The organism is Sutcliffiella cohnii (assembly GCF_002250055.1).
Lineage (GTDB): Bacteria > Bacillota > Bacilli > Bacillales > Bacillaceae_I > Sutcliffiella > Sutcliffiella cohnii.
In genome coordinates this window covers 1,955,100-1,980,143 of sequence record NZ_CP018866.1, presented here as the reverse complement: position 1 = coordinate 1,980,143, position 25,044 = coordinate 1,955,100, and the positions used below count along the sequence as shown (strand labels likewise).

Genomic DNA, 25,044 nt, shown 5'->3' with positions numbered 1-25,044 from the left:
TTATAACAAAAGTAAAGACCCCTTATCGTTTAGGGGTCTTAACTTAATTCACACCATTACTTTACATATATCGTTTGCAAAATCTACAGGATCTTCAACGGATAAGCCTTCAATAAGTAGTGCTTGGTTAAAGAGAATGTTTGTAAATAATGCAAGCTTTTCTCTATCTTCCTTATAAGAAGATTTTAGTGAGTTGAAAACATCATGTTTTGTATTAATTTCTAAAACTTTATTCGCTTTTACTCCTTGATTATCAGGCATTGCATTTAAGATTTTTTCCATTTCAATTGTTATTTCACCGTCAGCAGATAAGCAAACTGGGTGTGAGCGTAATCGTTTTGATACTCGTACGTCCGTTACTTTACCACCAAGTATTTCTTTCATTGCATCAAAAAGTTCTTTATACTCTTCTAGTTCACTTTCTGTTTTGGAATCTTCTTTTTCATTATCAATACCTAAATCACCACTAGACACTGAACGGAATTCTTTCTCTTTATAAGTCATTAACATCTTAATCGCAAATTCATCAATGTCTTCAGTAAAGTAGAGAATTTCATATCCTTTATCAGTTACAAGTTCGGTTTGTGGTAATTTATCTATCCGCTCAATAGAGTCACCGGTAGCGTAATAAATATACTTTTGATCCTCTGGCATATTTGTTACGTATTCTTCTAAGGAAACTAACTTTTTCTCTTTTGATGAGTAAAATAATAATAAATCTTGCAACGTTTCTTTATTAGCACCGAAGTCTGCATATACGCCATATTTTAATTGACGACCAAAGGCTTTAAAGAAAGTCTCATAATTTTCTCTTGCATCTTTTAACATACTTTGAAGTGCACTTTTGATCTTTTTCGCTAAATTCTTTGAGATGAATTTTAATTGTCGATCTTGTTGAAGCATTTCACGTGAAATGTTTAAAGATAAGTCTTCGGAATCTACTAATCCTTTCACAAAGCTAAAGTGATCCGGTAATAAGTCTCCACATTTATCCATTATTAAAACGCCACTTGAATATAACTCTAACCCTTTTTCATACTCCTTTGAGTAATAATCAAACGGAATGTTTTCTGGAATATAAAGAAGAGCATTGTATCGAACTGTACCATCGACACTAACGTGAATATGTTTAAGCGGCTTATCAAAACCGTAATGTTTTTCGTTGTAGAAGTTTTCATAGTCTTCTGCCTTTAGCTCGTTTTTATTTTTGCGCCAAATTGGAACCATACTATTAATAATTTGTTCTTCTAGAACTTCCACATTTTCATTTTCGTTTTCTTCTTTCGGTTTTGATGTAGTGACATCCATTTTAATAGGATAACGAATAAAGTCTGAGTATTTCTTTATAATAGCTTTAAGGCGATACTCTTCCAAAAATTCATCGTAGTTTTCATCCTCGCTATTTTCTTTTAGCTTTAAGATGATTTCGGTTCCGATTGTTTCTTTATCTGTTCCTTCGATAGAATACCCATCTGCACCTTCTGATTGCCATTTATAGGCTTGATTACTTCCAAGTGCTTTACTGTTAACAGTTACAACATCAGCAACCATAAAAGCAGCATAAAAACCTACACCAAATTGTCCAATAATATCATGACCGTCTTTTGTTTCATTTTCTTTTTTAAATGCTAATGAGCCACTTTTAGCAATTGTTCCTAGGTTTGTCTCTAATTCCTCCGCAGTCATTCCAATTCCAGTATCCATAATGGTTAACGTTCTTTCTTCTTTGTTAGGGATAATTTTTATGTAATAGCTCTCTTTATTAAATGTAAGGGTAGCATCTGTTAATGCCTTATAGTACAGTTTATCGATTGCATCACTTGCATTGGAGATTAACTCTCTTAAAAACACTTCACGTTGAGAATAAATAGAGTTAATCATCATTTCTAACAATCTTTTCGATTCGGCTTGGAATTGTTTCTTTTCCATGATTTAATCTCCTCTCTTTCTGTTAAGTAATTACTTTAGCACTCTAATCATAAGAGTGCTAACCCACTATTTTAATAACATATTTTATTGATTTTTGTCAATAGAAGGGGTGAACTAAAAGAAGGTTAGTTGGAGAAATACATATAGCAATCAGGTAAAAAACTTAAAGAAGAGGCTGAGACTAATAAAAATAGTATGTCCCAACCTCTTCTGAAGTACTATTCAAATAACAGAATTTATTTTTTACCGTGTCTGCAATACCGTTTGTAACTGTAACGAAATCTCCGTTCCAAACTTCTCAAATTCTACTAAAAATCCATCATGCCCAAAGTCTGTTTGTACATAAATATAGTTTGCTACTTTGCCAACTCTTTTAAGTAATAATACTGTTTCTTCTATTACTGTAGGTGGATATAATAGGTCATGCGAAAAAGCCACCATCGTTAACGAACTCTCGATATTTTTTAATGCTTTTTCTATCCCATGTCTCTTAAATCCAATATCAAAAGAATCCATCGCTTGCAACAAACACAAATAACTATTTGCATCAAAACGTTTTACAAATTTTTCTCCTTGATATTTCAAATAGGAATCTATTTGATATTGGGATGCGTTCTTTTTTTCACGTTGGAAACGGTTGTTAAATAAACGTTGCGAACGATACGTAACAAGCCCTACCATTCTTGCTACTTCTAAACCTTTTATCGATTGTTCCTCATAAAAACCGTTGTTCCAAGCTGGATCATTTTGAATAGCGTGTCTTCCAATCGTATTGAATGCAATACCATAATCGGATAAGGTAGGGGTAACTGCCATCGGTATTAAATGTTTTGCAAAATGGGGATAAAGTATCCCCCATTCTAAAACTTGCATGCCACCCAATGAACCACCAATAATTGATAGCACTTCTGTTACTCCTATTTTTTCTAACGCTCTTTTGTGACTATGAACGATATCTCGAATGGTTATAGTAGGAAAATCCCCCCTATATTTTTTTCCTGTTTCAGGATTTATAGAAGTAGGACCAGTTGAGCCCGAGCAGCCTCCGAGCACATTCATCGTAATAACATTATATTTGTTCGTATCGATATAACGTGAAGGTCCGATAAGATCTCTCCACCAGCCAGGGGACACCGATGTCCCGACTGTTAAGTGGTTTCCTGTTAAAGCATGACAAACTATTATACTATCGCCATAAAGGTTCCCTACTCTTTCATAAGCGACTTCCACATCTTTTAAATGGACACCACTCTCCAATTCAAAGTCACCAATACAAACCTTTCCGACTTCGTATAAATTATTTGTTTGAAGCATCTCCAGCAATTGCCCCTTTCACAGTAAATCCAGTAGCTGAATAAAAGGCTTGATCTAAATCATTTTTTAAATCTTCAACGGATTCTATGCCAACCGATAAACGTATTAAATCTTCTGTAACTCCTGTTTTCTGTAAATCTTCAGAAGATACTTGCTGATGTGTAGTTGAAGCTGGATGTATAATGAGCGATTTAGCATCCCCGACATTCGCTAGGTGAGACCATAATTTTACACTATCAATGACTTTTCTACCTGCTTCTCTTCCACCCTTAATTCCAAATACAATAATTGATCCGTACGTATTGTTTAAATATTTCTTTGCTAAATGGTTTGATGAATGGTTTTCTAAACCTGGGAAAGTGACCCAATCAACAGCAGGATGTTGTTGTAAAAATGCAACTATTTCTTTCGCATTTTCATTATGCCTTTCCATACGTAAATGTAATGTTTCTAACCCTTGTAATAGAAGGAAAGCACTTTGTGGGCTTAAACATGCACCGATATCCCTTAATAGTTGAACACGTAGCTTTACAGCATAAGCTAATGGACCGAACGTCTCGGCAAATCGAAGACCGTGATAACTTTCATCTTTTTCTATAAAACCAGGGTATTTCGGTTGATCCCAATTAAAAGTTCCACCATCTACAACGACCCCACCGATTGTTGTACCATGACCTCCTATCCATTTTGTTGCAGAATGTACAACGATATCAGCTCCCCATTTAAGCGGTTGACATACATACGGTGCAAACGTATTATCAACAATTAATGGAACATTGTTTTCATGCGCAACGTTTGCAATCTCTTCAATTTTCAACACGTTTAAACTTGGATTGCCGATTGTTTCTGCAAAAACAGCTTTTGTGTTAGGGGTAATTGCTTCTCTAACTTTTTCTGGGTTTGTTGTATCTACAAAATGTACCTTGATTCCATATTTCGGTAGTGTGTTTGCGAATAAATTATATGTTCCACCGTACAGGTTTTCAGCAGCAATTATTTCATCACCAGCTTGAGCTATGTTTAATATGGAAAAGGTAATAGCAGCCATCCCAGAGCTTAACGCAACTGCCGCAACCCCACCTTCTAATAGCGCTATTCTTTGTTCAAAAACATCAACTGTTGGATTCGTAATTCTACTATAAATGTTTCCGAACTCTTTAAGTCCGAATAAGTTTTGTGCTTGTTCTGTACTCTCAAATACATATGAAGTTGTTTGATAAATCGGAACTGCTCGTGAACCTGTTGTAGGATCTACTTGTTGACCACCGTGTAATAAAACTGTTTCTAACTTATACTCTTGATTATTTGACATGTTACATTCCTCCAAAATTAATATTTTTTAAGTTTACTTTTTTTCTTGAATATCTATTGACTAGCCTACAATATCTACAAAAATAAAAACCTCTTCATAAGAAGAGGTTCATTTTCCCTCCTCTTATCTTCCAGACAAAAAGTGTCTGCAGGATTTAGCACCTTTCAAGTTTTTGAAGGTTGCTGGACGTCATCGGGCCTGACCCCTCGGTCACTCTTGATAAGAGTTTATAAAGTTGTAAATATTTTACGTTATGATGTCGTACAATAATATATTCCTAGTTGTCGCCACCTCCAAAAATTAAAAATCCTTTCTAAAAGATTAGAAAGGATTAATATGCAGTCCTCTCCTTATCTTTCAAACAATAATGTTTGCAGAATTTAGCACCTTTCAAATCGTTTGAAGGTTGCCGGGCTTCTTCGGGTCTGTTCCCTCCACCACTCTTAATAAGAAGTTTCATTTATTATTATGTTGTTAAATAAAATAATAACAATTTTAAATATTTTCTGTCAATAGTTTTTGTAATCTTTTTTAAAAACATACTTTTAATCTATGATTAGTATGTTCATTCTTCTGGTAATATTAAGTTTATTCCGCCGATTTTAGGGTAGAATTCACCTATAGAACCCATACCTCCAGAGTAATATTGATCTCCATCTTGATTACTAAACTGGAAGAATGGTTGTATATATACTATTTTCCCTTTTAGCTCATCAATATTTTTGGAGGATAATGGAATATATAGGAGCATTTCTCTTTCCGTCAATGTTAATGGTAAATTAAGAGGTTCACCATTAAATTCATCAAGTTCATTCGAGTATAATTCAAAATCATCATCAAATGTGTACATCATATTATTTATATCATTTTCTGTCATACCTGGTAGCCAAAACAGTATGCGTTCTAATACGTCTCCCTTTGGGCCATCTAATCTAAATATATAACCTGTTCCATTAAAACCTAGTAGGCCATTCATAACCCATCTATTATGACTAACTTGATCTTCATTACCTATTAACGTAAATTGGTACGTTTTATCCATTGAGAAAGTTTCTTCCATCCCGTTAACCTGTAATTGTAATGAATTCAGCATGTAGTTTTCATCAAAACTATCCTTTATCGAGGTCATTGTCCTTTCCCCAATTGTAACTTTAGATTCACCGTTTATCATCATTTCTACTTCTGAGTGAATGTTCCTTTTATACCACGGTAAATCCTCATCCACTTGTAAAATGTATTCCCCTTCCATTTTTGAGAAAACATTACCTTTGTCATCTCTAAAAATTAATTTATCAATAGTAGGCGTTTTTTGCCATGGATGAGCTTTTACCCACACAACAGGTAGTGAAAATGACGCAATTGGTATGTTCTCTTCCACTGTTAACACGATAGAGCCACCACTATTTAAAGGATATATTCCACTTGAAACATTTGATTGAGTACTCCACCAAACGATTGAAATAGTAAAACAAATAATCGTAAATAGGAAAACAATCAATATCCTTTTTAACATTGTGTTTCCCCCTTTCCTTATGTCATAATATTCAAACGTTTTAGGGTGGAAAAGGTTTCATTTTTTTTAATATAAAAAGCAAACTAATAATAGTTGAAACTTTTTTACCTAATATACCGTATATTAAGTAATCTTTAAAAAGGCTTGGCAACTACTTCTTAACCATTCAAATGGCCTTAGTATGTTAAAATATAAAAGAAATTGCACTTGAAAGGGTGTGGGTGGATGGATATTTATATTGCATCAACAATTATAGTGGCACTATCACTACTATATTATGGTTATGATAAGAAAAAAAGTTATGAATTAAAAGAAAAAGAATTAGAGCTTGAACATAAAAAATTGGAACTTGAAATTATGAAGCTCAATAAAGATGTGCAAACAAATAACGACGAAAGAAAAGATACACAAGTTTGATTGAATTCAAATTGTGTCTCTTTTTTTTGTCGTTACATCGCTAAACTATGAATATTAAAGCCTACCTACAAAAGTAACATCTTCTACTCTACGCCCATCTGCACCGCCACTTATGATTGTTTGAACATCTTGTATAACTTCTTGTAAAGAAACCGATTGTCCTTTTACTTTCGTATGCTCTTCCGCTACGAAAAAAGGTTGCGTTAAATATGCTTCAAGTTTTTCCCCTCTTTCGTACGTTTCTTTCTCTGAAATCGGGATTGCTTGATTTCCTCTTACTTGAACTAGCGCACGTAATTCACGATAACGACGTAATAATTTTTTTGCACGTTGTTGAACTGATAAGTGATTTTGATCAATATATGCTCCTTCTAATATAGACGAAGTAGAATAAATTGGATTTACGGCAGGGAATTTAAATCTTGCAGCTAAGTCCGCATCAAAGTGCCAAACAGTTTCTAACGGACCATATGGCATTTCTTCATCCATTACTTCTCCTTTTAGATCCAGAAGAATTGTCGTAACGTTTGAAATTCCTTCTTGCTCTAATCTCTCTTGTAACTCGAATGTCTCTCCAGTTAGTACATGCTCTCTATCGGTAGCAAAAAGAATATGATTGTTACTATTTGAACTATTTACTATTACTTCATGCGTTTCATTAATTGAATTTGATAGTATATCTACTAATGGATACAAATCTTGGAGCTCTGGATAAATGCCTTCTGGTTTTTGAAGTATTGTACGATATCCATTCTGTTTAAGATTATGAAACAACTCTGCAAGAACAACTAGTTGGCCCATTCCTGGACGAGCTACTAATCCGACCGTTCCTCCTTTCACTATAGGAGCAAATAAATCCACAACTTTAATACCCGTTTCCAACATTTCGATAGAATCTTCTCTAATTATTAGTTCGTCTAAACTACATTTCGCTAAAGATGCTAACGCAACAATTGTTCTAACTTCTGCTCTTCCAACTGGAATTTTTCCTGTACATAAATTAGAAACGGTAGCTGGTCGCAAGCCTACTGCTCGGGCAGCACTTGTTAAATTGGGAACCCTCTTTCTTAATAATGGGACATTAAGTTTTAAATTTTCCATCTTTTCTCCACTCCTTTTTTAATTTTAAGAAAAGTCTTGTTGTTACTTTAAATAGTAATTTATTTTACTATCTAAAGTCAACACATTATATGCGTAAACGTAATAAAAATTACCTCTTAAAGTAATTATTTTATAGTTTTATATTTACTCATAAAACACATGAGTTAATTATTTTACATATTTTCACATATATCAGACATAATAATAAAAAAGGAAAGGAAGAAACTAATGAGAAAATTTATATTTTTATTAAGTTTTGTCGTACTTGTCGTTAGTTTTGCTCCACTCTCTAATGTTCAAGCTCATTTCAACGGAGAAGGCTGGATAAACAAAGATGTAAAATTAACAGATTCTCAGAAAGAGGAGCTCGGGGCACTACATAAAAATGTGTTAATAGAGAAGAAAAACATCATTAACAAGTACGTTGAGTACGGTATAATACCACCTGATAAAGGGGATAAAATAATAGCAAAAATGGAAAAGCGTTATAAAAAAATGGAGGAAAATGAATTTATTCCTCAATGGGATAAGTATAAAAAGCATAAAAAGCACAATGAATAATATTAATTACATTTTTTAAAATAAAAAAACACTTGAGATCCTTTTCTCAAGTGTTTTACTTATTGAACGAGCGAGTGTTTAAACGCATATATGACTGCTTGTGTACGATCTTGGACATCTAACTTAGCTAAAATATTACTAACATGCACCTTAACCGTTTTAAGTGCAATAAACAATTCATCTGCAATTTCTTGATTTGTTTTTCCTTGGGCAATAAGAAGTAAAATTTCCATTTCACGATTTGTTAATTCTTCATGGGGAAGCTGTTTCGTTTTTTGTCGCATACGCTTCATCATCTTTCCAGCAACTTCTGGCTCCAATATAGATTGCCCATTATACGTAGAACGAATAGCATTAGCAATTTCATTCGCTTTTGATGTTTTTAAAATATAGCTTGTTGCCCCTGCTTCTAAGGCAGGATATACTTTTTCGTCATCTAAGAAGCTCGTAACAATAATTATTTTCGCATCTGGCCATTCTTCCATTATTTTTTTCGTTGCCTCAATTCCATCCATTTCTTTCATCACTAAATCCATTAATATAATATGTGGTTTATGTTTAAGAGCTAAGTCTATTGCAACTTTCCCGTCATCCGCTTCCGCTATAACTTCAATATCTGGTTGAGCAGACAAATAGGCTGCGACCCCTATTCTTACCATTTCATGATCATCTACTAGTAAAACTTTAATCATCATCTTCACCCTTTAAATCAATCTTTGGAACTTTTACTTCTAAACGAGTTCCTTGTCCTTTTACACTAACAATTTTCATAACGCCACCAATTTCAAGAGCACGATCATACATATTTTGCAATCCGTAGGAACCAGCTTTTTCAGACTCTACATCAAATCCAATCCCATCGTCCTCTATTCGCAATATAATGAATTGATCTCGTTCGATTAGGAGTACTTCCAAACTAGCTGCTTTGGAATGACGTAATGAGTTAGAAAAGGATTCTTGTACAATCCGGAATAGATGGTCCTCCACACCTTTATCCATTCGAAATTTTTCTAGTTTCCAACTAAGTTCCATTGGTATCTTATGTTGTAATTCGATTAACAACTCTTCTATTCCTTCTTGCAATGTTTTACCTTTTAAAGCAACTGGTCGTAAATGTAAAAGTAGTGCTCTCATTTCTAACTGAGATTGTTGTATCATTTGTTCAACAAGGAGTAGTTGTTTTGTTTGATATTCTGCAAGCTCCGAATTATTTTCTGTAATAGCAGACATTAACATAGAAGCAGCAAATAACTGTTGGCTAACCGAATCATGTAGTTCTCGTGCAAGTCGGTTTCTTTCTTGTGAAATGATTTCTTGTACTCTATTTTCCATATCAACTGCTTTTTCATTTGCCAGTTTTTGAGCTAATTTAGCTTGTTCTTTCATTTGCATATTTATTTTATGGAGGATTTGTTGTACCATATCTAATTCTGGAACGGCTTGTTTATCCATTAAACTTCTTCCTTGTTCAATATGTGTTACTTGATCGTAAACGGTTTGCCATTGTTTTTTTTCAAAAACTCCAGAAAGAAGTCCTGTTATAATTCCGATTAAGAAAATAATACAACTACTAAAAAGCATAAGCGGTAAATCAAAAACTTTTACTTCCCAAAAAGAAGCCCAGTTCATAAATGGAAAAGAATAAAACAAGATAGCCCCAATTGTTATTAAACTGAGTAACGATATAAGAAAACCGATGACAACATACCGTTGTATTATATTCATATTCTCTTCACCTCTAATTTACCGACAAGTATAGAGGTGTTTATTTTTACTTTTTGTTGAACTTGAATATACTTTTCTGTTTGATATCGAATTGATTGATTAAACCTTTTTTCGTCATCGTTACCTAAAATATGTGTTGTACCAACTAACGCAGAATGTTGGATAGAAATCTCTACTTCATACGGAACTAAAATTTGTACATTACCTATTATGTTTCGGACAAAAATAATTGCTTCTCCTTTTGGTAAAACTGTGTTACTCAAATCAATTATTGTATCACCAATACCCGTTTGAATGTTAACATCTTCCCATGTGTAGGAATGATTCGGTGTTTTTTGACTACCAAATATTTTGTTCGTAAACCAGGGTTTAATTGTTTGCAAAGGCTCTATAACTTCTTCCATTAAAGGTTCGATTCGCTCAGGTTGTTCCTTACTGCGAGCCACCTTCATAATTAAATACGCTATTGCAGCTAAAATAGCATACTTAAACGTTGTCATATTAATAACCGTAAAAAATACTGAAACTCCACCAATTACGAAAAAAACTTTTCCTAAAAAAGTATGTTGATATTTTCTACCGAAATACATAAATCCAGTTGAAAAAAGAAGGGAGATTAATAAGCCACTATTAAGAAATAAAATTTCTATTGCAAAGACTAATATACCAAACAAAAATAAATACATTGCATATTCTTTACTTTCTTTTTTCACTGTAGCTCCCCTCCTTTTTGTTACTCAAGTGTCAATTATTGTTGTGTAATGTATTAATATTGATTTTTACTAGCCAAAAAAGGCGTAAAATACGCCCTTTTATACTCCTTAATAGAATATCAGTTTTTACGATAGATTAGAAACAGTTTTCTCTTCATTTTGGAATTGTTTTTCTAGTTGAGCAATTTTCATATCGATCGTATGCTGGTGGTAGCTATTATTGACTTTTGTTTCTAATCGTTCTAAATAATTTTCCATTTCATTAAATTTATTAAGAGATTCAGTAGTGTCATTAGACTTTAAAATCGAATTTATTCGATGATTTGCTCGGGCAACATTTTCTCGTCCCATTAATTCCATTCTCTTAATGTACATATCTTTCAATTTATGTTTCATCACTTCATATTTTTGTTCAAGATTTTGTAAATCTGCCTTTGCCTTTTCTAATGAGGCGTGTAAATGACTTGCTCTTTCACTATATTGCGTTTGTTCTTGAATAGCAAACTCATATAATTCCATTTCTTCTGCTTTGAGAGCAACTTCCGCTTGATATTTTCGTTTTTCACTTAAACTTTTTGCTTGTTCATATTCTTTACGGAACTCTTCTTTTAATAAACCTTGTCGTTCTACTAATTGTTTAACCTTTTCGACTTCTTTTTCACAATCTCGTAAATATTGATTTAACATGGCAATCGGATTTTTCTCTTCTTTTTTGTCCAACACTTCATGAAAATCTGCAGCTATTGAATTTTTAATTCTTGAAAATAAATTACTCATTACTATTCCTCCTATTATTTAGAATTTAAGGCTTTCCATTGGTTTTCAAAGTTAGTAAACGGATCATTGTTATTCATTTCAGTGGAAACTTCTTCTTTTTCGTTGTTCAGCTTTTTATATACAACGTATAATACATAGGCCGCTAATATGGCAAGGATCGCTGGAACATTTGCTATTGTTATCGAAATGGCAAAAAATCCGATAATAGCCCACAATACTTTTGTTCCTGTAGAATTTGTTTTTAAAAATCCTTTTACAGCATAGTAAGATACAACAGCGCTAACTGCTAAACCGAATAGTGGTCCAATATTGCCTAACAATACGAAGAAGGCAACTAATCCTAATAAAAATAAACCTAATTTTTTCATTTGTCTTACTCCTTTCTTTTCTTATATTGTTCATGTCTCTATCTTATCTTGATATCTAACTTCCTATAAGGAGCCTTAGCTATATTTTGAAGTAAGACTTGGGGCTTATGAGGAATAGGCCTATAAAGAAACGCACAAAAAAACCTTGGAGCTAATTACTCCAAAGTTTTTTGTTAACTGGTTTTATTAATAGCAAAAGTTCATGTAGTTAAGTGATTGCGGAAATGATTGCACCAGTGGCTTGAATCCAACTTCCGGTCATATTTATATATTTTCCTTCATGCTCTTTATTTCGTAAACCGTAAATTCCACCGATTGCTTGTAATGAGTTACCGATAGCTTGAAGCATATACCCATTAATCTTTAAGACTCTTTGCACATTAAATTCACTCTGTAATTCATCCACAAAAGCTAAAGATGCACCTAGAGCTTGTATCCAGTTTCCAGAAATGACCAGTTCCGCACCGTCATCTTTATTTAAAATCATTAGTATTCCAATAATAACAGTAACATTACCAACTGCTTGTATTTCATTTCCAAGTTTAGTTAACGAAAAGTGTTCTATTACATCCGCTTCTACAGCGTTTCCCGTTGCTTGTAAAACATTTCCGATTAGATTCCATTCATTATGCGCTACAGAATCTTCTATAATTGGAGGTGTACTTCCTAGTGCTGAAATGATGGTACCTACTGCATTAATCCACCCACCGAACGTACCTAGTTCTTCGTTCGCCATTTACATAACCGCCGTTCTTTCTATAATATTCTATATTATTCAAAAACGACTCAGACGTTTATCATTATAAAAATGGTAACGAAAACAAACTAAATAAAAATATGAAAACGGAAGCTAATAAAAACGGATGAATATAGTAGCGTTCATTATCTTTTTTTTCGTTTTGGTGCTTAACTACATATATATTGCTGACATAAGAAAGAGCCATAAACAGTAAGCTTACACCAAAAGTTATATTAATTAATTTGAAAGGTAACAGCTTATATAAGACATATGTTGTCGTCATGATTATAAAAATAAAAAACATTGCAGATACTATATACTTTTTCATACACCCTCACCTATTTGTTTAGACTCTCCCTTAATGAGTTAAAGTTCATACTCCCACTCTTCTTTTAATAATATGTATAAAAATAGTAAATAGTTTTCCTTTTCGTTTTGAGATAATGTGCTTAAATTAACCCCAGCCTTCGGTAAAAGTATGATTGCTAACTTTTCCGTTATATCTACTCGTTCATTATATGGAAGTTGCAAGAAGCGATTATAATATACCTTTACTAGCTCCCAATCTTTTTGATTGTAGGAAGAAACCACATCTTTATCAAGTAATTGACTACCAATATAAAGTCCACGTAAGTTTAATTCTTCCTCCATTGAACTCTTTTTATCCTTTTTCTTCTTACTTCTTTCATGTACGACAATCGTTCCTGCGACTATGTCACCTACTCGTTTATGTTTTGAATGGAAAAAGACCATAATCATTCCAATAAAATATGACGTTGGTAAAGCGTCTATTATTCGTAATAGATTCCGTATAATGCTTGATAATAAAGTTAAACTATGACCGTTTTCTTGAATGACTCTAATCCCAATTAGTTTTTTACCAATTGTCCTTCCTCCATAAAAAAATTCTAAAACAAAAAAATATCCCCATTGAATAACAAATATACTAATAATTATTACTGCAAATAAAATCGAAGAACCATCTGCAAAAATGGATATACTTTCATCAATAAAATAAAATAGGAGGAATAGTAACAAATATGTAATTGTAATTATGGCTTGATCGATAAGAAAGGCAGCTGCTCGACTTCCTAATCCAGCAAGTGAAAATTGCACAGAGACAAATTCTGGTGTTTTAATTTCTAATTTATTTTCCATTTTCAACAACCCCTTTTCTATGGGTGCTTCCTATTTTTCTCAAAAATTATTATAATATAAAAAGAAGTAAATATTTTTTAAATGTTCCATTTTTTTAATAATGATAAGTGGGTGAAGGAATGAATGTTAATCAATACGTAAAGCTCCATCGAAACGATTGGAAGCTGTTAGAAGAACATATCCTCTTATTACAAAGAGGAAAACATTATGATACGACTAGTCTAGAAAACTATTATAAATTATATAGAAAAGCGACACAGCATTTATCGTATTGTCAAACATATTTTCCTAACGAAGAAGTAACTTTATATTTAAACGGGTTAGTTTCGAAAGCACATAATTTATTGTATAAAGACCAAGTTTCAAGTTTACAACAAATTAAAACTTTTTTTAGCACAACCTTTATCCGATTATTTATTGAACAATGGAAGTTTGTATTAGTTGCTGCATTGCTTTTTATTATAGGAGGGATTGGGAGCTTTATCTCTATCGTAACGGATCCCTTACATGCTTATACAATTTTACCAAGTTCTATGACAGACGCTATTGATCCAAGTAGCATTGGACAACATGATGGCGCTGTTGATTCTTCCCTTATGTCAGCAGCGATTATGACGAATAATATTCAAGTTGCCATTTTAGCTTTTGCTGGTGGCATTACATTAGGTATATTAACTACATACGTATTAATCTATAACGGTATTATCGTTGGTGCAATCGCTGCAATATATTGGAACGCTGGAAAAACATATGAATTTTGGGCATATATCGTACCTCATGGCATGATCGAATTAACAGCCATATTTATTGCAGGAGGTGCCGGTTTACTAATGGGCTATAAACTTTTTGTGCCAGGTGTCTATACTCGTGGGTATCAGCTAAAAGTACAAGCAAAACGATCTGTACAATTATTATTAGGAACGATCCCTTTATTTGTAATAGCAGGAATAATAGAAGGTTTCATTACTCCTGCCCCCATTTCTCTTGAATTAAAATATTTTGTTGCAGTTATTACTGTGATTGGACTAGTAATTTATATACTAGTCGGAAATGCACTTTGGAAAGCAACAGCTTATAATAACCCTCGATTTAATAGATCTATATAGTGTGAAACAACAACTGGAGCTAAACGCTCTTCTTTGGCCTCCATCATTTGGAGGCCGTGCTTTTCCCACTTAGCAATTTGATTACGCTTAAATAAAAATTGTTGTTGAGCAACACTCTTAATCATCGCTACTTTTTCAATTGTTAATTCACGCTTTATCATTTTTTGCAACGTTAAATCTTCTACACCAACTAATAAAAATAAGTGACGCTTCCGTAGACGAACTAAATAAGGTAAAACACTTTCTTCGTAAAGAAACGTACGTACATCACTAAATAAGATTAATAAACTCCGCTTTTTTTGCAACATTTGCAAATGCTGGAACATCAATGCGTAATTAGATTCAACTTGATCAACATGAATATTGTAAATCGATTTAAGTATAGTTTGTAAATGAGCCATTCCTTTTCCAGGTGGGACATATACTTTAACGTCTTTAGAAAATGCTAGAATAGAAACATAATCACCGTTATTTAACGCTGCGGTTGCTACCGTAATTGCTGCTTCCATTGATTTTTCTAAACGATTACTCTTCGTTAACTCCGTCCCCATCATTCTTCCACAATCAATAAGAAGCGTAATATATTTTCCATGCTCTGGCTCATATTCATTCGTCATTATTTCTCTTAATTTCGCAGTTTGCCGCCAGTTAATTTTCCTCGGATCATCACCTAGAGAGTAACTTCTAATTTTTGAAAATTCTCCTGCCCCACTAATTTGCTTTCTTATTTTTTCACCATCATATAATAAAAACTTTTGAGCATTTTCTAAATATCTCTTTGAGTCCGATAAATCCGGTATAACTCTAATACTAGCTGATTTATCAACAACCATTTGCTTTTCCCAAAGCCCTAAATTACTTTTATATCTTACATAAACTTTGTTTAGCGTATAATTCCCTCTTATCTGAGCACTTGTGTCATACAATACAATTTCTGTTTCCATCGGTTTTATAGTCCCTTGGAAGGGGCTGGAAGACCGAAAATTTTGGGGAAGTCCGTCTTTTAAAGTGTAGTGAATAGCTTTGTTAGAGTTGTTTATCATTTGAATTTGAAACGTACATAACTTACCTCTCTCTATTTCGTCCGGCACAATTCTATTTAAATGGATTTCCTTTCGCTTAGGTGTATAAGCTAAATCAATTAAACTAATAAAAAGTGCTAACAAACTAAACACGAATAGCATAATGGAGACTTGAATAAAAACACCGACCATTACAAATGTTACGTAAATAATGCTTAACAACACAATTAATTTTTTAGTGGGAACAATACCTCTATCTTGGAACAGGAATCGAGCCAACAATCTCTTCCAATACTTGATCAACGGTCGCACCCTCCAATTCTACTTGTGGCGATAATTGTACTCGGTGTCGCAAACTTGGACGGGCAACGATCTTAACGTCATCAGGCGTAACATAATCTCTTCCAGATAAAAACGCCCAAGCTTGTGCCGCTTTACCTATCGATATTCCCGCTCTCGTACTAGCACCTATCCGAATTGCCTCTGTTTCACGAGTTTTTCGAACAATTTGTAATACATATTGTAATACACTATCACTTATCGTGACGTCTTGAATCTGTTTCCGTAATACTAGGAATTCTTCCATTGATATAACTTCTTCTAACGTAGAAGTATTCCAATTATTTTCTAAAACTTGCCTTAACACTATTTTTTCCTCTTCAAAGCTAGGAAAGTTAACTAGTAGTTTAAATAAGAAACGGTCTTGTTGCGCTTCTGGTAATGGATATGTACCTTCGTATTCGATAGGATTTTGCGTTGCAACGACAAAAAACACGTCAGGTAGTTGATACGTTTCACCTTGAATAGTCACCTGCTTTTCTTCCATTGCCTCAAGTAGTGCTGCCTGTGTTTTAGCAGGCGTTCTATTAATCTCATCAGCTAACAAAATATTTGTAAAAACTGGCCCTTTTATCGTTTGAAAGCTGTTATTTTGCATATTATAAATCGTGCTCCCAGTAATATCACTCGGGAGTAAATCAGGTGTAAATTGGATTCTTTGAAATCTCCCACCTAAAAAAGTTGCAAGCGCTCTAACCATTTGGGTTTTTCCTGTGCCTGGTACTCCTTCAAGAAGGACATGTCCTCCAGCTAATGTAGCAGATAGTAGTAATTTCAAATTCATTTCTTGGCCAATGATTCTTTCTGAATATTTATCTAGTAAAGTTACTATTTTCGTATCATTCATCATTCTTCTACCTCTTTCCTTAATTGATCTATTTTCTTGGACCAAGTTAAGTATTCTTTCTTCGTTAACGATTTAGATTGTAATACTTTCGGCAATTGATTTAACAAGCTAGCTAATTCTTTATTAGAAATTTTCGAGCATTTTTCCTCTATTCTTTGCTGAACATCCTCCCACTCTTTATAAGTAGCTATTCCCCACTTTTCTTGCATAATAGCACGAACATAGCTTGCCTGATATTGGAGGGATTCTACATATTTGTTTCCGCGAATATACCAAGCTGATAACGCCCGAATACTTTCATCACTAAAACGTACCATTTCTTCACGTGGTGTTATAATCGTTCCAAATCGTTTTCCTTTATGTAATAACCATAGGAACACTATTATTATGCTATGCAAAAGTAATAATATAAACCATGTTGGATATACTTCCCAATAGCTCGTATTAGGATAATGAACGTAATCATTGAAATAGATAGCATTTGGTTCTTCCAATTCTTTTAAAAGTGTAACAAGGATTGGAATATGGTCTTGTTGTAGTATGGTTCGGTTTGTTACCCAACTACTACTATTTACAACAATTAATGAACCATTACCGTATTGACGTTTCAGCGCTACAACACCATATTCATCTTGTAATAATAGTTCATCACGTTCTTCATTTAAAACTAATCGATATGGAGATGTTATTTCTGCTGAGTACGTACGCTCTTTGTAATCAGATAAGGTGTTGACTATATTGGATGAGGTATCGCTACTTTTTACTTGTAATGAAAATAAATTTGCAGGATTGTCCTTCAAAAGTATAATCGTGTTTCCATTCTTTAAAAATTGCTCATAGTACATTAATTCATCACTATTTCCAAGCGATCCTACACCTATAAGAAAGAGAACATTGTTTGATGAATCTGGTAATAGGTCTGGTGAATAATTCCACCGTTGAACTGACTTGTACTCTCCTCCTAAATACGTATAAAACGCTTTCACACCAGTAGGAGATGGTGAATCCGACATAAATGGTACAAGCTGTTTCTCTTCTGGTGTAAAGGAAATATATGCCGCAATGAGAAGGAGAACTAGGAAAAGAGAAAGTATGAACCATGTCTTTTTTTGTGAGTTTAGTAGTTGCATATTATCTTCCTCCTTAGCTCTCTTTTATCCAACTAACAACTTCATCGCGAAATAATAAATATTGTTCTTTTTTCACATCTTTTTCTCCGTATGTCGCTTGATCAAATAATAGTGCGAGCTTTTGAAATAATTTTGCCACTTCGTTATTTTCCTTCTTTAACTCCTCATAATATTCCCAGTTCGTTTTCCATATTTTTGCTACAACCCATTCTCGTTCATGGAAGTATAAAAGAAAAGCTAGAAATAAATGACGTGTAGCTAAAGAATAGTTCCCCTCATTCTCTTGCTTTTCCGCTTCCTGTAAATGCTTATGAAAAGACCAATTTAGCTCATTTTCACGTTGAAGAGGTTGCGATAGCTCGAATGTTCTTTTTTCCATTCTCTTCTTTAACAATATGAAAAACAATACGATCACGACAATGACAATCATTCCTATTAGAATAAATCCAGGTATTCCGTTACTAGTACCTATCGGAGCACTCCAATTTAAGTTTTCTTCAAGCCACATTAAAAAATTATCCCAAAGTCTCTCTAATATACTTCTATTATCTTCATAATAAACTTGATATTCTTTTCCATTCAATATCGATTCCAGTTGTTTCCTTGCCTGCTCTTCATTTTGCATATTCTCACCTACTTTTGGGAAACAAAATTAATAGATTAATAATTATCAATTAAATCTTTTAAATCATCTGCATCATGTCTTGTTTTACTATCAAAATACATAACAGAATATCCTACCGCAAAAACCATTGTTGTAATTAAGTTCGTCACACTTAAAATTAGTGAGAATAACACACTACTCCCTAAAAAGGATCCGAACGTTACCTCAATAGCTGTTGATATTGCTGTAATAATTAAGAAAAACACGACGTATAACCCAATTAATGGCCATGTTCTTCCACGAGTTAATCCCCAACTTCTACTAAAGCCTGGTGCCTCCTCATCAATAACCGTTGAGCCAAAGTAAAAACCCCATCGTGTTAATAAATACAAAAACGGAATAGCTAATAAAAGCAAAAAGATAAAAATGAGGAAAATACTTGCTATCGGATTGATAAATATCATCGAGAATCCAAAGAAGCTAATTAAAAATATTCCTGCAACGAATAATAGGAACAAAATTAATCCAAATAAAATAGTACTACCCACCATTGGCCAAAAACGAGTAAAGGACTTTTTAATAAGTGTCATATATGTAAACTCTTCATTATTTCGAATGGCGTTTACTCCATGTAATATTGCACCGTGTGCTACTGGATAAACAAAAATACTAAGCAAACCAATTAATATAATTGCTAACTCAGAACCTAAGTTAGTATTATTCACTTCGTAATAATATTCGTCATCCACAAACGTATTAAACATTTGTTCAAACCAATTAGAACCCGCTGCTACATCGCGAATAAAACTAGTACCTGTAGCAAATAAAATGATTGCTTCCAACAATAATAAAGGACCTATTAATATGAGAAAAATTAATAAAAAATCTTTAAAGTTATTTTTACTAATCTGAAAAGTTACATCTAATATTTCCCCAAATTTTTTCGGTCTTGAAAATTGCTTGTTCATTGTCCCATCCCCCTATTATTTAAAACCCAAATGTTGTCAGTATTAGTTTATTTTATCATTAGTTAGGAAGATTGAAGAGTAGGAAAACTGAATTTTTTCATTATTTATTAAATTTTTTTGTAACACATAAAGGAATAGTGGTATCTTTCTTATAAACATGTATAAAGGAGAGATTTTATGCTTCATCATATTGAACTGTATGTTTCAAATTTAAATAGGTCAAAGCAGTTTTGGGGTTGGCTTTTAGAAGATGTACTACATTATGAAAAGTATCAAGAATGGGAAAGTGGAATTAGTTATAAATACGAAAGTATGTATATTGTTTTCGTTCAAACAGAACAACGATTTTTGGAGCCTTCGTACCATCGATGCAGAGTCGGTTTAAATCATTTAGCATTTCAAGTTCGTAATCGAGAAAAAGTGGATGAGATTACAAAGCTAATAGAACAACGTGAGCTGAAGATTTTGTATAAGAACAGCCATCCTTATGCAGGCGGGAATGATCATTATGCAGTATACTTTGAAGATCCTGATCGCATAAAAGTTGAAATCGTAGCAATGTCTTAACTTTTATATTCAGCTTGGTAAGAATTTTCTTATAGCATATTTTTCACTTTTTGAGTGATTCTATTAATAGTTTGAACATTATAAGGGGGCTTAAACAGTGAATATTCAACGAGCTAGAGAAATTGCAGAATCTGGAGATTTAGCAAAAGTAACATTAAATGGCATTCCTGTATACATACAGCATGTGGATGACGATGGAGATACAGTCCGAATTTATCCACTAAATGATCCGCAAAATGAACAAAACGTATCGGTTCAACAATTACAAGAAGGTTGAAATTTCGCTTCAACCTTCTTCTTTTAAAATTTTTAATTCGCTATAAATACTAATCGTATCCTTCATCTTCATTCTAACTAATCCACTTGAGGATGGTGCGACAAAATCAATTGTTCCTTCTACCACACAATCTTCTTGTTTTCCCCAAGGGGCTTTTTTCTTGCCGCTGAGCTGCAAATAAACACCTTTACCAACATAACAAACAATTTTCGGACGATATTTCTTTATTTTATTTTTCAATGTTTCTTTTCCTTCTGCATACTCTTCTTTCGTTATTTCATCGGCAGCTTTCGTTGGTCTAGCAACAATATTCGTTAACCCATATTGAAAATCTAAAACTGTGTAATCTTCGGATGGGTGCAATTTTTTAGGTGTTAAGCTTGATTCGTGAAGAATTTTCCAAAATCGATTATTCGGATTTGCGAAATGATGCCCCGTCTCACTAGACATAATACTCGGATTAAACCCAACAAATAGTATTTCTAAATTGTGTTTTATATGGTCTTGCACTAATTTTAGCTCTTCCACTTTTTACATTCCCTCGTGTTTTAGTTTCTTTCGTAAATATATTGTTCCTCCAACGAGTAACGCTAGTCCTATTAAGAAACTACCTATCAATATCATATCTAATTTATACCACGCCTCGATGAAATAAACCGCTATCGCAATTAGAAAAATACCAATTTGGTAACTAATAAAAGAGAATAAATACTGTTTATTATCTTTCATAAAAAAATCCCATTTAAACCAACTATATATTGCTGCACCTATTGCTAAATAAAATATCACTTGTAGTATTATTGGAGATGCTGTTTCCATTGTAGTTCCCACCCTTTTTATACGTATAAACTATTTCTGTTAAAGTATAGCATACGTACTTTTACTTTTACGCTTCAAAACATTGAAAAAAGCGATAGTTTTACCTATCGCTTTTTGTTCTCTCCTATACTGTTGGCTTTTTCTTTAATAATCCGACCATTAGTGCCGTTATGACAGAACCGATGACGATAGCTAATAAATATAAAAGCATACTTCCAGAAACGATTGGAACTACGAAAATACCACCGTGTGGAGCTGGTAAACCAATTCCGAAAACCATTGTAAGTGCACCTGCTACTGCTGAACCTACAACTGCAGAAGGAATTACACGCATCGGATCTGCTGCAGCAAACGGAATCGCCCCTTCTGTAATGAAACTTGCTCCCATAATATAATTCGTTTTTCCAGCTTCACGTTCTTGTTTCGTAAACTTATTTTTGAACAAAGTTGTCGCCAACGCTATTCCTAATGGAGGAACCATTCCACCTGCCATAATTGCAGCATGTGGTGCATAGTTTCCGGCGTCAATCATAGCAATCCCAAACGTAAATGCTGCCTTATTAATTGGACCACCCATATCAATGGACATCATTGCTCCAAGTATAAGACCAAGTAAAATTAAATTACCCGAGCCTAAACCACCTAATATTGAAATTAAACCTTCATTGAAAGCTTTTAAAGGAGTTACAATATATAGCATAAACATCCCAGTAATAAAGATACCGAAAAGAGGGTAAAGAAGCACTGGTTTTAACCCTTCTAGAGAGGCCGGCAAACCACTTAATGCTTTTTTAATTCCTAACACAATATAGCCTGCAAAGAAACCAGCGATGAGTCCTCCTAAAAATCCGGCCTCACCAGTTGACGCAATAAGTCCTCCAATCATACCTGGAGCTAGACCTGGACGGTCGGCGATACTCATTGCAATAAATCCGGCTAAAACTGGAATCATTAGACCAAACGCATTCCCACCACCGATAATCGATAGCGCTTCTGCAAACCAATGGTAGTCCGGGTGATCCGGATTAGCAGCTTCAATTCCGAACATGAACGATATAGCGATTAATATTCCTCCACCTACGACAAACGGAAGCATATTAGAAACACCGCTCATTAAATGTTTATAAAACTGTGAGCCGCCTTTTCTATTTCCTTTTTCCTCCTCGTTAGAACTCTTGCCACTACTAACAAAAGTTGTCCCTTCCCCACGCTTAGCTTTTTCTAGCAATTCCTGTGGCTTCCTAATCGCTTGTGCAACTGGGACTTCAATTATTTTCTTTCCTGCAAATCGTTCCATCTCAACTTGCTTGTCAGCCGCTACAATGATCCCTGCTGCCGCCTCGATATCACTAGCTTTTAATTTATTTTTAACACCACTTGATCCATTCGTTTCAACTTTAATGGATAATCCTAATTCTTTTGCTTTATTTTTTAAAGCATCAGCAGCCATATACGTATGGGCGATTCCAGTTGGACAAGCTGTTACCGCCAAAATCATACCAGCTTCTTCTACTACTTCTTTTTCCTCTTCTTTGAAAAGTTCTTTTTCCTTTTCATTTATTATATCGATTATTTCTTGTTTACTATTTGCTTGTAACAATTGATTTCGAAAATTAGTATCCATTAGCATCGAGGATAACCGAGATAACGTTTCTAAATGTGCATTGTTAGCTCCTTCGCTTGCAGCTATCATAAAAAATAAATGACTAGGTTGAGAGTCTAGAGATTCATAGTCTACTCCTGCTTTTGAAATTCCAAATGCAATTGCAGGAGTTTGAACTGCCTTAGTTTTTGCATGTGGAATCGCAATACCTTCTCCAATTCCCGTCGTACTTTGGGCTTCTCTTTCTTTTATTTTCTGCTCAAATTCTACTTTATCTTGAAGTTTTCCCGCTCGATCTAACGTATCAACAAGTTCGCGAATAACACTTTCTTTTGAACTTGCCTTTAATCGAAGGGATATCGTTTCTTCTGTCAATAATTGTGTGATGTTCATTTTTTAATGTCCTCCAAATTTACTTCCTGTAATACTACTTCATTAAGTAATCTCTCAACCTCTTCTTTTTCACAAAGGTCATGAGAAAATGCAGTCGCGCTACCAGCTGCAATTCCATTTTGTAATGCATGCAAAATATTTTTTTCTTTACTGTATCCTGCTAAGAAGCCTGCTACTAACGAGTCTCCCGCACCTACAGAGTTTTTCACTACACCTTTAGGTGCTTTTGCAAAATACGTTCCTTGCTTCGTTGCTAAGATGGCGCCATCTCCGGCCATAGAAACGATAATATTTTCTACCCCTTGCTCTAACACTTTCTGTGCGTAATGAATCGCTTCTTCTGTTGATTCTATTGTTACATTAAATAGATCACCAAGCTCATGATGGTTCGGTTTTATTAAAAACGGCTTCCAATCGAGTAGTTTAGTTAACATTTCTCCACCAGTATCAAGTACCACTTTAACGTTATTTTTTGCACATACGCTCATGAGCGTTTCATAAATAGTAGAAGGCATTGTATTAGGAATACTTCCAGCTAGCACTACAATATCCCCTTCATTTAATGATTGTAGTTGTCCAATTAATAGGTCGATGTTATTCTCTGACACTACCGGTCCAGTTCCATTTATTTCTGATTCCATCTTGGCTTTTAGTTTCACATTAATTCTTGATACACCTTCAACTTCAATAAGTTTTTCATTAACTTGTTCCTCTAATAATTTTTCTTTAATGAAGTTTCCCGTGAACCCAGCTACAAACCCTAGAGCAGTTGTGCTTGTCCCTAATTTTGTTAGCACTCTCGATACGTTAAGCCCCTTTCCACCCGGATAATACATAGTTTGGGAGGCTCTGTTGACAACACCTTCCTGAAATGAAGAAATACTCATTACGTAATCAATCGAAGGGTTTAATGTTACGGTATAGATCATTGTTGCACCACCATCACTGTTGTTTTTTGTTCATAGGTTGTCTTTACATCTTTTTCGATTTGGTTCGTTATTATCGTTGCTTCTTTTAAATCGGCAATTTTAATAAACGTTATATCATTCATTTTTGTATCATCAATCAAGACGTAAGCTTGTCTTGATTGTTTAATTGCTAACTGTTTGACGTTTGCTTCTTCTGGATCTGGTGTTGTATAGCCAGCAGTTGGATGAGCACCATTTGCACCAATAAATGCTTTATCAAAGTAATAACTACTTAAACTTTCTACTGCCTTACTTCCCACGATCGCCCCTGTTTTAGGCTTCATATAGCCCCCAACTACATAAGTAGGAATTCCTTTTTCCGTAAGGATTTGAATATGGGCAAATCCATTAGTAACAACGGTTATATTTTTTTTCGTTATTTTTGTAATGAGTTGTAATGTCGTTGTTCCAGCATCAATATAGATGCAATCTCCGTCTTCGATAATAGAAGCTGCTAATTCAGCAATTTCCTTTTTCTTAGTGAGATTTTGAGAAGATTTCTCTTGAATACTTAATTCTTCGCCTTTTTGATGAAGTCTAGAAGCTCCACCATGAACTCGCTTTAATTTTTTTTCTTGTTCGAGCTGACTTAAATCTCTACGGATTGTTGATTCTGATGCGCCTGTTATATCAATTAACTCTTGAATTTTTACTATTTCTTGTACTTGCAACAAATCTAATATTATTTTTTGTCTTTCTGGTGTTAACATTCCATCACCTTTTCTAACGACGATTGTATTCATTATCGAGAAGATACCTTATCATTTAACTTTC

General features: G+C 33.8%; 28 protein-coding genes and 2 riboswitches. Of the genes, 5 read left to right on the top strand and 23 right to left on the bottom strand.

Going from position 1 to position 25,044, the window contains the following annotated elements; all coding sequences use genetic code 11:
- Positions 1-48: 48 nt before the first annotated feature.
- The 4 genes from htpG to BC6307_RS09740 form a co-directional block, all read right to left on the bottom strand.
- Entirely contained in the window at positions 49-1,929 is a 1,881-nt protein-coding gene (gene htpG / locus BC6307_RS09755) for a molecular chaperone HtpG (protein ID WP_066415764.1), read from the bottom strand.
- A 243-nt stretch (positions 1,930-2,172) separates the two neighbouring features.
- Positions 2,173-3,243 (bottom strand): homoserine O-acetyltransferase MetX, encoded by a 1,071-nt coding sequence (gene metX, locus BC6307_RS09750; protein WP_066415766.1) that lies wholly within the window; start codon positions 3,241-3,243, stop codon positions 2,173-2,175.
- Entirely contained in the window at positions 3,227-4,555 is a 1,329-nt protein-coding gene (locus BC6307_RS09745; RefSeq protein ID WP_066415769.1) for an O-acetylhomoserine aminocarboxypropyltransferase/cysteine synthase family protein, read from the bottom strand. The genes metX and BC6307_RS09745 overlap by 17 nt, the downstream gene beginning before the upstream one ends.
- 120 nt (positions 4,556-4,675) lie before the next feature.
- Positions 4,676-4,781: riboswitch (SAM riboswitch) on the bottom strand.
- Positions 4,782-4,902: 121 nt separating this feature from the next.
- Positions 4,903-5,008, bottom strand: a riboswitch (SAM riboswitch).
- Positions 5,009-5,120: 112 nt separating this feature from the next.
- The gene (locus BC6307_RS09740) at positions 5,121-6,068 is read right to left on the bottom strand and encodes a hypothetical protein (RefSeq protein WP_066415771.1); all 948 of its coding nucleotides are present in this window, start codon (positions 6,066-6,068) and stop codon (positions 5,121-5,123) included.
- Between the two features lie 225 nt (positions 6,069-6,293).
- On the opposite strand from BC6307_RS09740, the gene BC6307_RS09735 reads away from it, so the two are divergent.
- Complete coding sequence (locus tag BC6307_RS09735) at positions 6,294-6,485, top strand: hypothetical protein (RefSeq protein ID WP_066415773.1); 192 nt, start codon at positions 6,294-6,296, stop codon at positions 6,483-6,485.
- A gap of 54 nt (positions 6,486-6,539) precedes the next feature.
- Here the strand turns inward: BC6307_RS09735 and BC6307_RS09730 are convergent, their stop codons facing one another.
- On the bottom strand, positions 6,540-7,586 hold the full coding sequence (locus BC6307_RS09730; protein ID WP_066415774.1) for an ATP synthase beta subunit C-terminal domain-containing protein: 1,047 nt from the start codon (positions 7,584-7,586) through the stop codon (positions 6,540-6,542).
- Between the two features lie 228 nt (positions 7,587-7,814).
- On the opposite strand from BC6307_RS09730, the gene BC6307_RS09725 reads away from it, so the two are divergent.
- Positions 7,815-8,147 (top strand): YckD family protein, encoded by a 333-nt coding sequence (locus tag BC6307_RS09725; RefSeq protein WP_066415777.1) that lies wholly within the window; start codon positions 7,815-7,817, stop codon positions 8,145-8,147.
- Positions 8,148-8,206: 59 nt separating this feature from the next.
- Here the strand turns inward: BC6307_RS09725 and BC6307_RS09720 are convergent, their stop codons facing one another.
- The 8 genes from BC6307_RS09720 to BC6307_RS09685 all read right to left on the bottom strand — a co-directional run bounded on the left by BC6307_RS09720 (position 8,207) and on the right by BC6307_RS09685 (position 13,627).
- Entirely contained in the window at positions 8,207-8,839 is a 633-nt protein-coding gene (locus tag BC6307_RS09720; protein WP_066415780.1) for a response regulator transcription factor, read from the bottom strand.
- Positions 8,832-9,872: a sensor histidine kinase gene (locus BC6307_RS09715; protein WP_066415782.1), complete on the bottom strand. Its 1,041-nt coding sequence runs from the start codon at positions 9,870-9,872 to the stop codon at positions 8,832-8,834. The genes BC6307_RS09720 and BC6307_RS09715 overlap by 8 nt, the downstream gene beginning before the upstream one ends.
- Positions 9,869-10,585, bottom strand: coding sequence for a cell wall-active antibiotics response protein LiaF (liaF, locus tag BC6307_RS09710; protein ID WP_235858116.1), 717 nt, complete (start codon positions 10,583-10,585; stop codon positions 9,869-9,871). Before liaF ends, BC6307_RS09715 begins: the two co-directional genes overlap by 4 nt.
- Positions 10,586-10,711: 126 nt before the next feature.
- Positions 10,712-11,362 carry a PspA/IM30 family protein gene (locus BC6307_RS09705; protein WP_066415785.1) on the bottom strand — a complete coding sequence of 217 codons (651 nt, stop codon included), beginning with the start codon at positions 11,360-11,362 and terminating at the stop codon, positions 10,712-10,714.
- Between the two features lie 14 nt (positions 11,363-11,376).
- A complete protein-coding gene (locus BC6307_RS09700; protein WP_066415788.1) occupies positions 11,377-11,730 on the bottom strand; it encodes a lmo0954 family membrane protein in 354 nt (117 codons plus the stop codon).
- Positions 11,731-11,938: 208 nt separating this feature from the next.
- Positions 11,939-12,466, bottom strand: coding sequence for a DUF6944 family repetitive protein (locus tag BC6307_RS09695; protein WP_066415791.1), 528 nt, complete (start codon positions 12,464-12,466; stop codon positions 11,939-11,941).
- 64 nt (positions 12,467-12,530) lie between these two features.
- The gene (locus BC6307_RS09690) at positions 12,531-12,797 is read right to left on the bottom strand and encodes a hypothetical protein (RefSeq protein WP_066415794.1); all 267 of its coding nucleotides are present in this window, start codon (positions 12,795-12,797) and stop codon (positions 12,531-12,533) included.
- 38 nt (positions 12,798-12,835) lie between these two features.
- Positions 12,836-13,627, bottom strand: a complete 792-nt coding sequence (locus tag BC6307_RS09685) for an RDD family protein (protein ID WP_066415797.1) — start codon at positions 13,625-13,627, stop codon at positions 12,836-12,838.
- 119 nt (positions 13,628-13,746) lie between these two features.
- On the opposite strand from BC6307_RS09685, the gene BC6307_RS09680 reads away from it, so the two are divergent.
- On the top strand, positions 13,747-14,733 hold the full coding sequence (locus BC6307_RS09680) for a stage II sporulation protein M (protein ID WP_066415800.1): 987 nt from the start codon (positions 13,747-13,749) through the stop codon (positions 14,731-14,733).
- On the opposite strand, the gene BC6307_RS09675 is transcribed toward BC6307_RS09680, so the two are convergent.
- Genes BC6307_RS09675 through BC6307_RS09655 form a run of 5 tightly spaced genes read right to left on the bottom strand, consistent with a single transcriptional unit; the run spans position 14,700 to position 19,643 of the window.
- On the bottom strand, positions 14,700-16,067 hold the full coding sequence (locus BC6307_RS09675; protein WP_425319489.1) for a DUF58 domain-containing protein: 1,368 nt from the start codon (positions 16,065-16,067) through the stop codon (positions 14,700-14,702). The two genes, BC6307_RS09680 and BC6307_RS09675, sit on opposite strands and share 34 nt — an antisense overlap.
- The gene (locus BC6307_RS09670) at positions 16,009-16,944 is read right to left on the bottom strand and encodes an AAA family ATPase (protein ID WP_066415803.1); all 936 of its coding nucleotides are present in this window, start codon (positions 16,942-16,944) and stop codon (positions 16,009-16,011) included. Before BC6307_RS09670 ends, BC6307_RS09675 begins: the two co-directional genes overlap by 59 nt.
- The gene (locus BC6307_RS09665; protein ID WP_066415805.1) at positions 16,941-18,071 is read right to left on the bottom strand and encodes a DUF4350 domain-containing protein; all 1,131 of its coding nucleotides are present in this window, start codon (positions 18,069-18,071) and stop codon (positions 16,941-16,943) included. The genes BC6307_RS09670 and BC6307_RS09665 overlap by 4 nt, the downstream gene beginning before the upstream one ends.
- A 13-nt stretch (positions 18,072-18,084) precedes the next feature.
- Positions 18,085-18,696, bottom strand: a complete 612-nt coding sequence (locus BC6307_RS09660; RefSeq protein WP_066415807.1) for a DUF4129 domain-containing protein — start codon at positions 18,694-18,696, stop codon at positions 18,085-18,087.
- A 35-nt stretch (positions 18,697-18,731) separates the two neighbouring features.
- Positions 18,732-19,643, bottom strand: coding sequence for a DUF7847 domain-containing protein (locus BC6307_RS09655; protein ID WP_066415809.1), 912 nt, complete (start codon positions 19,641-19,643; stop codon positions 18,732-18,734).
- 177 nt (positions 19,644-19,820) lie between these two features.
- Between BC6307_RS09655 and BC6307_RS09650 the strand changes: the two genes are divergently transcribed.
- Positions 19,821-20,210: a VOC family protein gene (locus BC6307_RS09650; protein ID WP_066415810.1), complete on the top strand. Its 390-nt coding sequence runs from the start codon at positions 19,821-19,823 to the stop codon at positions 20,208-20,210.
- 97 nt (positions 20,211-20,307) lie between these two features.
- Positions 20,308-20,487 carry an H-type small acid-soluble spore protein gene (locus BC6307_RS09645; protein ID WP_066415812.1) on the top strand — a complete coding sequence of 60 codons (180 nt, stop codon included), beginning with the start codon at positions 20,308-20,310 and terminating at the stop codon, positions 20,485-20,487.
- A gap of 9 nt (positions 20,488-20,496) precedes the next feature.
- Here the strand turns inward: BC6307_RS09645 and BC6307_RS09640 are convergent, their stop codons facing one another.
- The 5 genes from BC6307_RS09640 to BC6307_RS09620 all read right to left on the bottom strand — a co-directional run bounded on the left by BC6307_RS09640 (position 20,497) and on the right by BC6307_RS09620 (position 24,980).
- A complete protein-coding gene (locus BC6307_RS09640) occupies positions 20,497-21,015 on the bottom strand; it encodes a mismatch-specific DNA-glycosylase (protein WP_094366111.1) in 519 nt (172 codons plus the stop codon).
- 3 nt (positions 21,016-21,018) lie between these two features.
- Positions 21,019-21,306, bottom strand: coding sequence for a hypothetical protein (locus tag BC6307_RS09635; protein WP_066415814.1), 288 nt, complete (start codon positions 21,304-21,306; stop codon positions 21,019-21,021).
- 124 nt (positions 21,307-21,430) lie between these two features.
- Positions 21,431-23,302 carry a PTS fructose transporter subunit IIABC gene (locus BC6307_RS09630; RefSeq protein ID WP_066415823.1) on the bottom strand — a complete coding sequence of 624 codons (1,872 nt, stop codon included), beginning with the start codon at positions 23,300-23,302 and terminating at the stop codon, positions 21,431-21,433.
- Positions 23,299-24,231 (bottom strand): 1-phosphofructokinase, encoded by a 933-nt coding sequence (pfkB, locus tag BC6307_RS09625; RefSeq protein WP_066415824.1) that lies wholly within the window; start codon positions 24,229-24,231, stop codon positions 23,299-23,301. The genes BC6307_RS09630 and pfkB overlap by 4 nt, the downstream gene beginning before the upstream one ends.
- Positions 24,228-24,980, bottom strand: coding sequence for a DeoR/GlpR family DNA-binding transcription regulator (locus BC6307_RS09620; protein WP_066415877.1), 753 nt, complete (start codon positions 24,978-24,980; stop codon positions 24,228-24,230). The genes pfkB and BC6307_RS09620 overlap by 4 nt, the downstream gene beginning before the upstream one ends.
- Between the last annotated feature and the right edge of the window lie 64 nt (positions 24,981-25,044).

Excerpts from the sequence above, each read along its gene's own strand:
- BC6307_RS09700 (WP_066415788.1), bottom strand. The coding sequence starts at position 11,730 with ATGAAAAAATTAGGTTTATTTTTATTAGGATTAGTTGCCTTCTTCGTA.
- BC6307_RS09630 (WP_066415823.1), bottom strand. The coding sequence starts at position 23,302 with ATGAACATCACACAATTATTGACAGAAGAAACGATATCCCTTCGATTA.
- BC6307_RS09690 (WP_066415794.1), bottom strand. The coding sequence starts at position 12,797 with ATGAAAAAGTATATAGTATCTGCAATGTTTTTTATTTTTATAATCATG.
- htpG (WP_066415764.1), bottom strand. The coding sequence starts at position 1,929 with ATGGAAAAGAAACAATTCCAAGCCGAATCGAAAAGATTGTTAGAAATG.
- BC6307_RS09665 (WP_066415805.1), bottom strand. The coding sequence starts at position 18,071 with ATGCAACTACTAAACTCACAAAAAAAGACATGGTTCATACTTTCTCTT.
- BC6307_RS09670 (WP_066415803.1), bottom strand. The coding sequence starts at position 16,944 with ATGATGAATGATACGAAAATAGTAACTTTACTAGATAAATATTCAGAA.
- BC6307_RS09685 (WP_066415797.1), bottom strand. The coding sequence starts at position 13,627 with ATGGAAAATAAATTAGAAATTAAAACACCAGAATTTGTCTCTGTGCAA.
- BC6307_RS09740 (WP_066415771.1), bottom strand. The coding sequence starts at position 6,068 with ATGTTAAAAAGGATATTGATTGTTTTCCTATTTACGATTATTTGTTTT.
- BC6307_RS09745 (WP_066415769.1), bottom strand. The coding sequence starts at position 4,555 with ATGTCAAATAATCAAGAGTATAAGTTAGAAACAGTTTTATTACACGGT.
- BC6307_RS09735 (WP_066415773.1), top strand. The coding sequence starts at position 6,294 with ATGGATATTTATATTGCATCAACAATTATAGTGGCACTATCACTACTA.
- BC6307_RS09695 (WP_066415791.1), bottom strand. The coding sequence starts at position 12,466 with ATGGCGAACGAAGAACTAGGTACGTTCGGTGGGTGGATTAATGCAGTA.
- BC6307_RS09660 (WP_066415807.1), bottom strand. The coding sequence starts at position 18,696 with ATGCAAAATGAAGAGCAGGCAAGGAAACAACTGGAATCGATATTGAAT.
- BC6307_RS09650 (WP_066415810.1), top strand. The coding sequence starts at position 19,821 with ATGCTTCATCATATTGAACTGTATGTTTCAAATTTAAATAGGTCAAAG.
- BC6307_RS09725 (WP_066415777.1), top strand. The coding sequence starts at position 7,815 with ATGAGAAAATTTATATTTTTATTAAGTTTTGTCGTACTTGTCGTTAGT.
- BC6307_RS09620 (WP_066415877.1), bottom strand. The coding sequence starts at position 24,980 with ATGTTAACACCAGAAAGACAAAAAATAATATTAGATTTGTTGCAAGTA.
- BC6307_RS09720 (WP_066415780.1), bottom strand. The coding sequence starts at position 8,839 with ATGATTAAAGTTTTACTAGTAGATGATCATGAAATGGTAAGAATAGGG.
- BC6307_RS09635 (WP_066415814.1), bottom strand. The coding sequence starts at position 21,306 with ATGGAAACAGCATCTCCAATAATACTACAAGTGATATTTTATTTAGCA.
- metX (WP_066415766.1), bottom strand. The coding sequence starts at position 3,243 with ATGCTTCAAACAAATAATTTATACGAAGTCGGAAAGGTTTGTATTGGT.
- BC6307_RS09715 (WP_066415782.1), bottom strand. The coding sequence starts at position 9,872 with ATGAATATAATACAACGGTATGTTGTCATCGGTTTTCTTATATCGTTA.
- BC6307_RS09730 (WP_066415774.1), bottom strand. The coding sequence starts at position 7,586 with ATGGAAAATTTAAAACTTAATGTCCCATTATTAAGAAAGAGGGTTCCC.
- BC6307_RS09705 (WP_066415785.1), bottom strand. The coding sequence starts at position 11,362 with ATGAGTAATTTATTTTCAAGAATTAAAAATTCAATAGCTGCAGATTTT.
- pfkB (WP_066415824.1), bottom strand. The coding sequence starts at position 24,231 with ATGATCTATACCGTAACATTAAACCCTTCGATTGATTACGTAATGAGT.
- BC6307_RS09655 (WP_066415809.1), bottom strand. The coding sequence starts at position 19,643 with ATGAACAAGCAATTTTCAAGACCGAAAAAATTTGGGGAAATATTAGAT.
- BC6307_RS09680 (WP_066415800.1), top strand. The coding sequence starts at position 13,747 with ATGAATGTTAATCAATACGTAAAGCTCCATCGAAACGATTGGAAGCTG.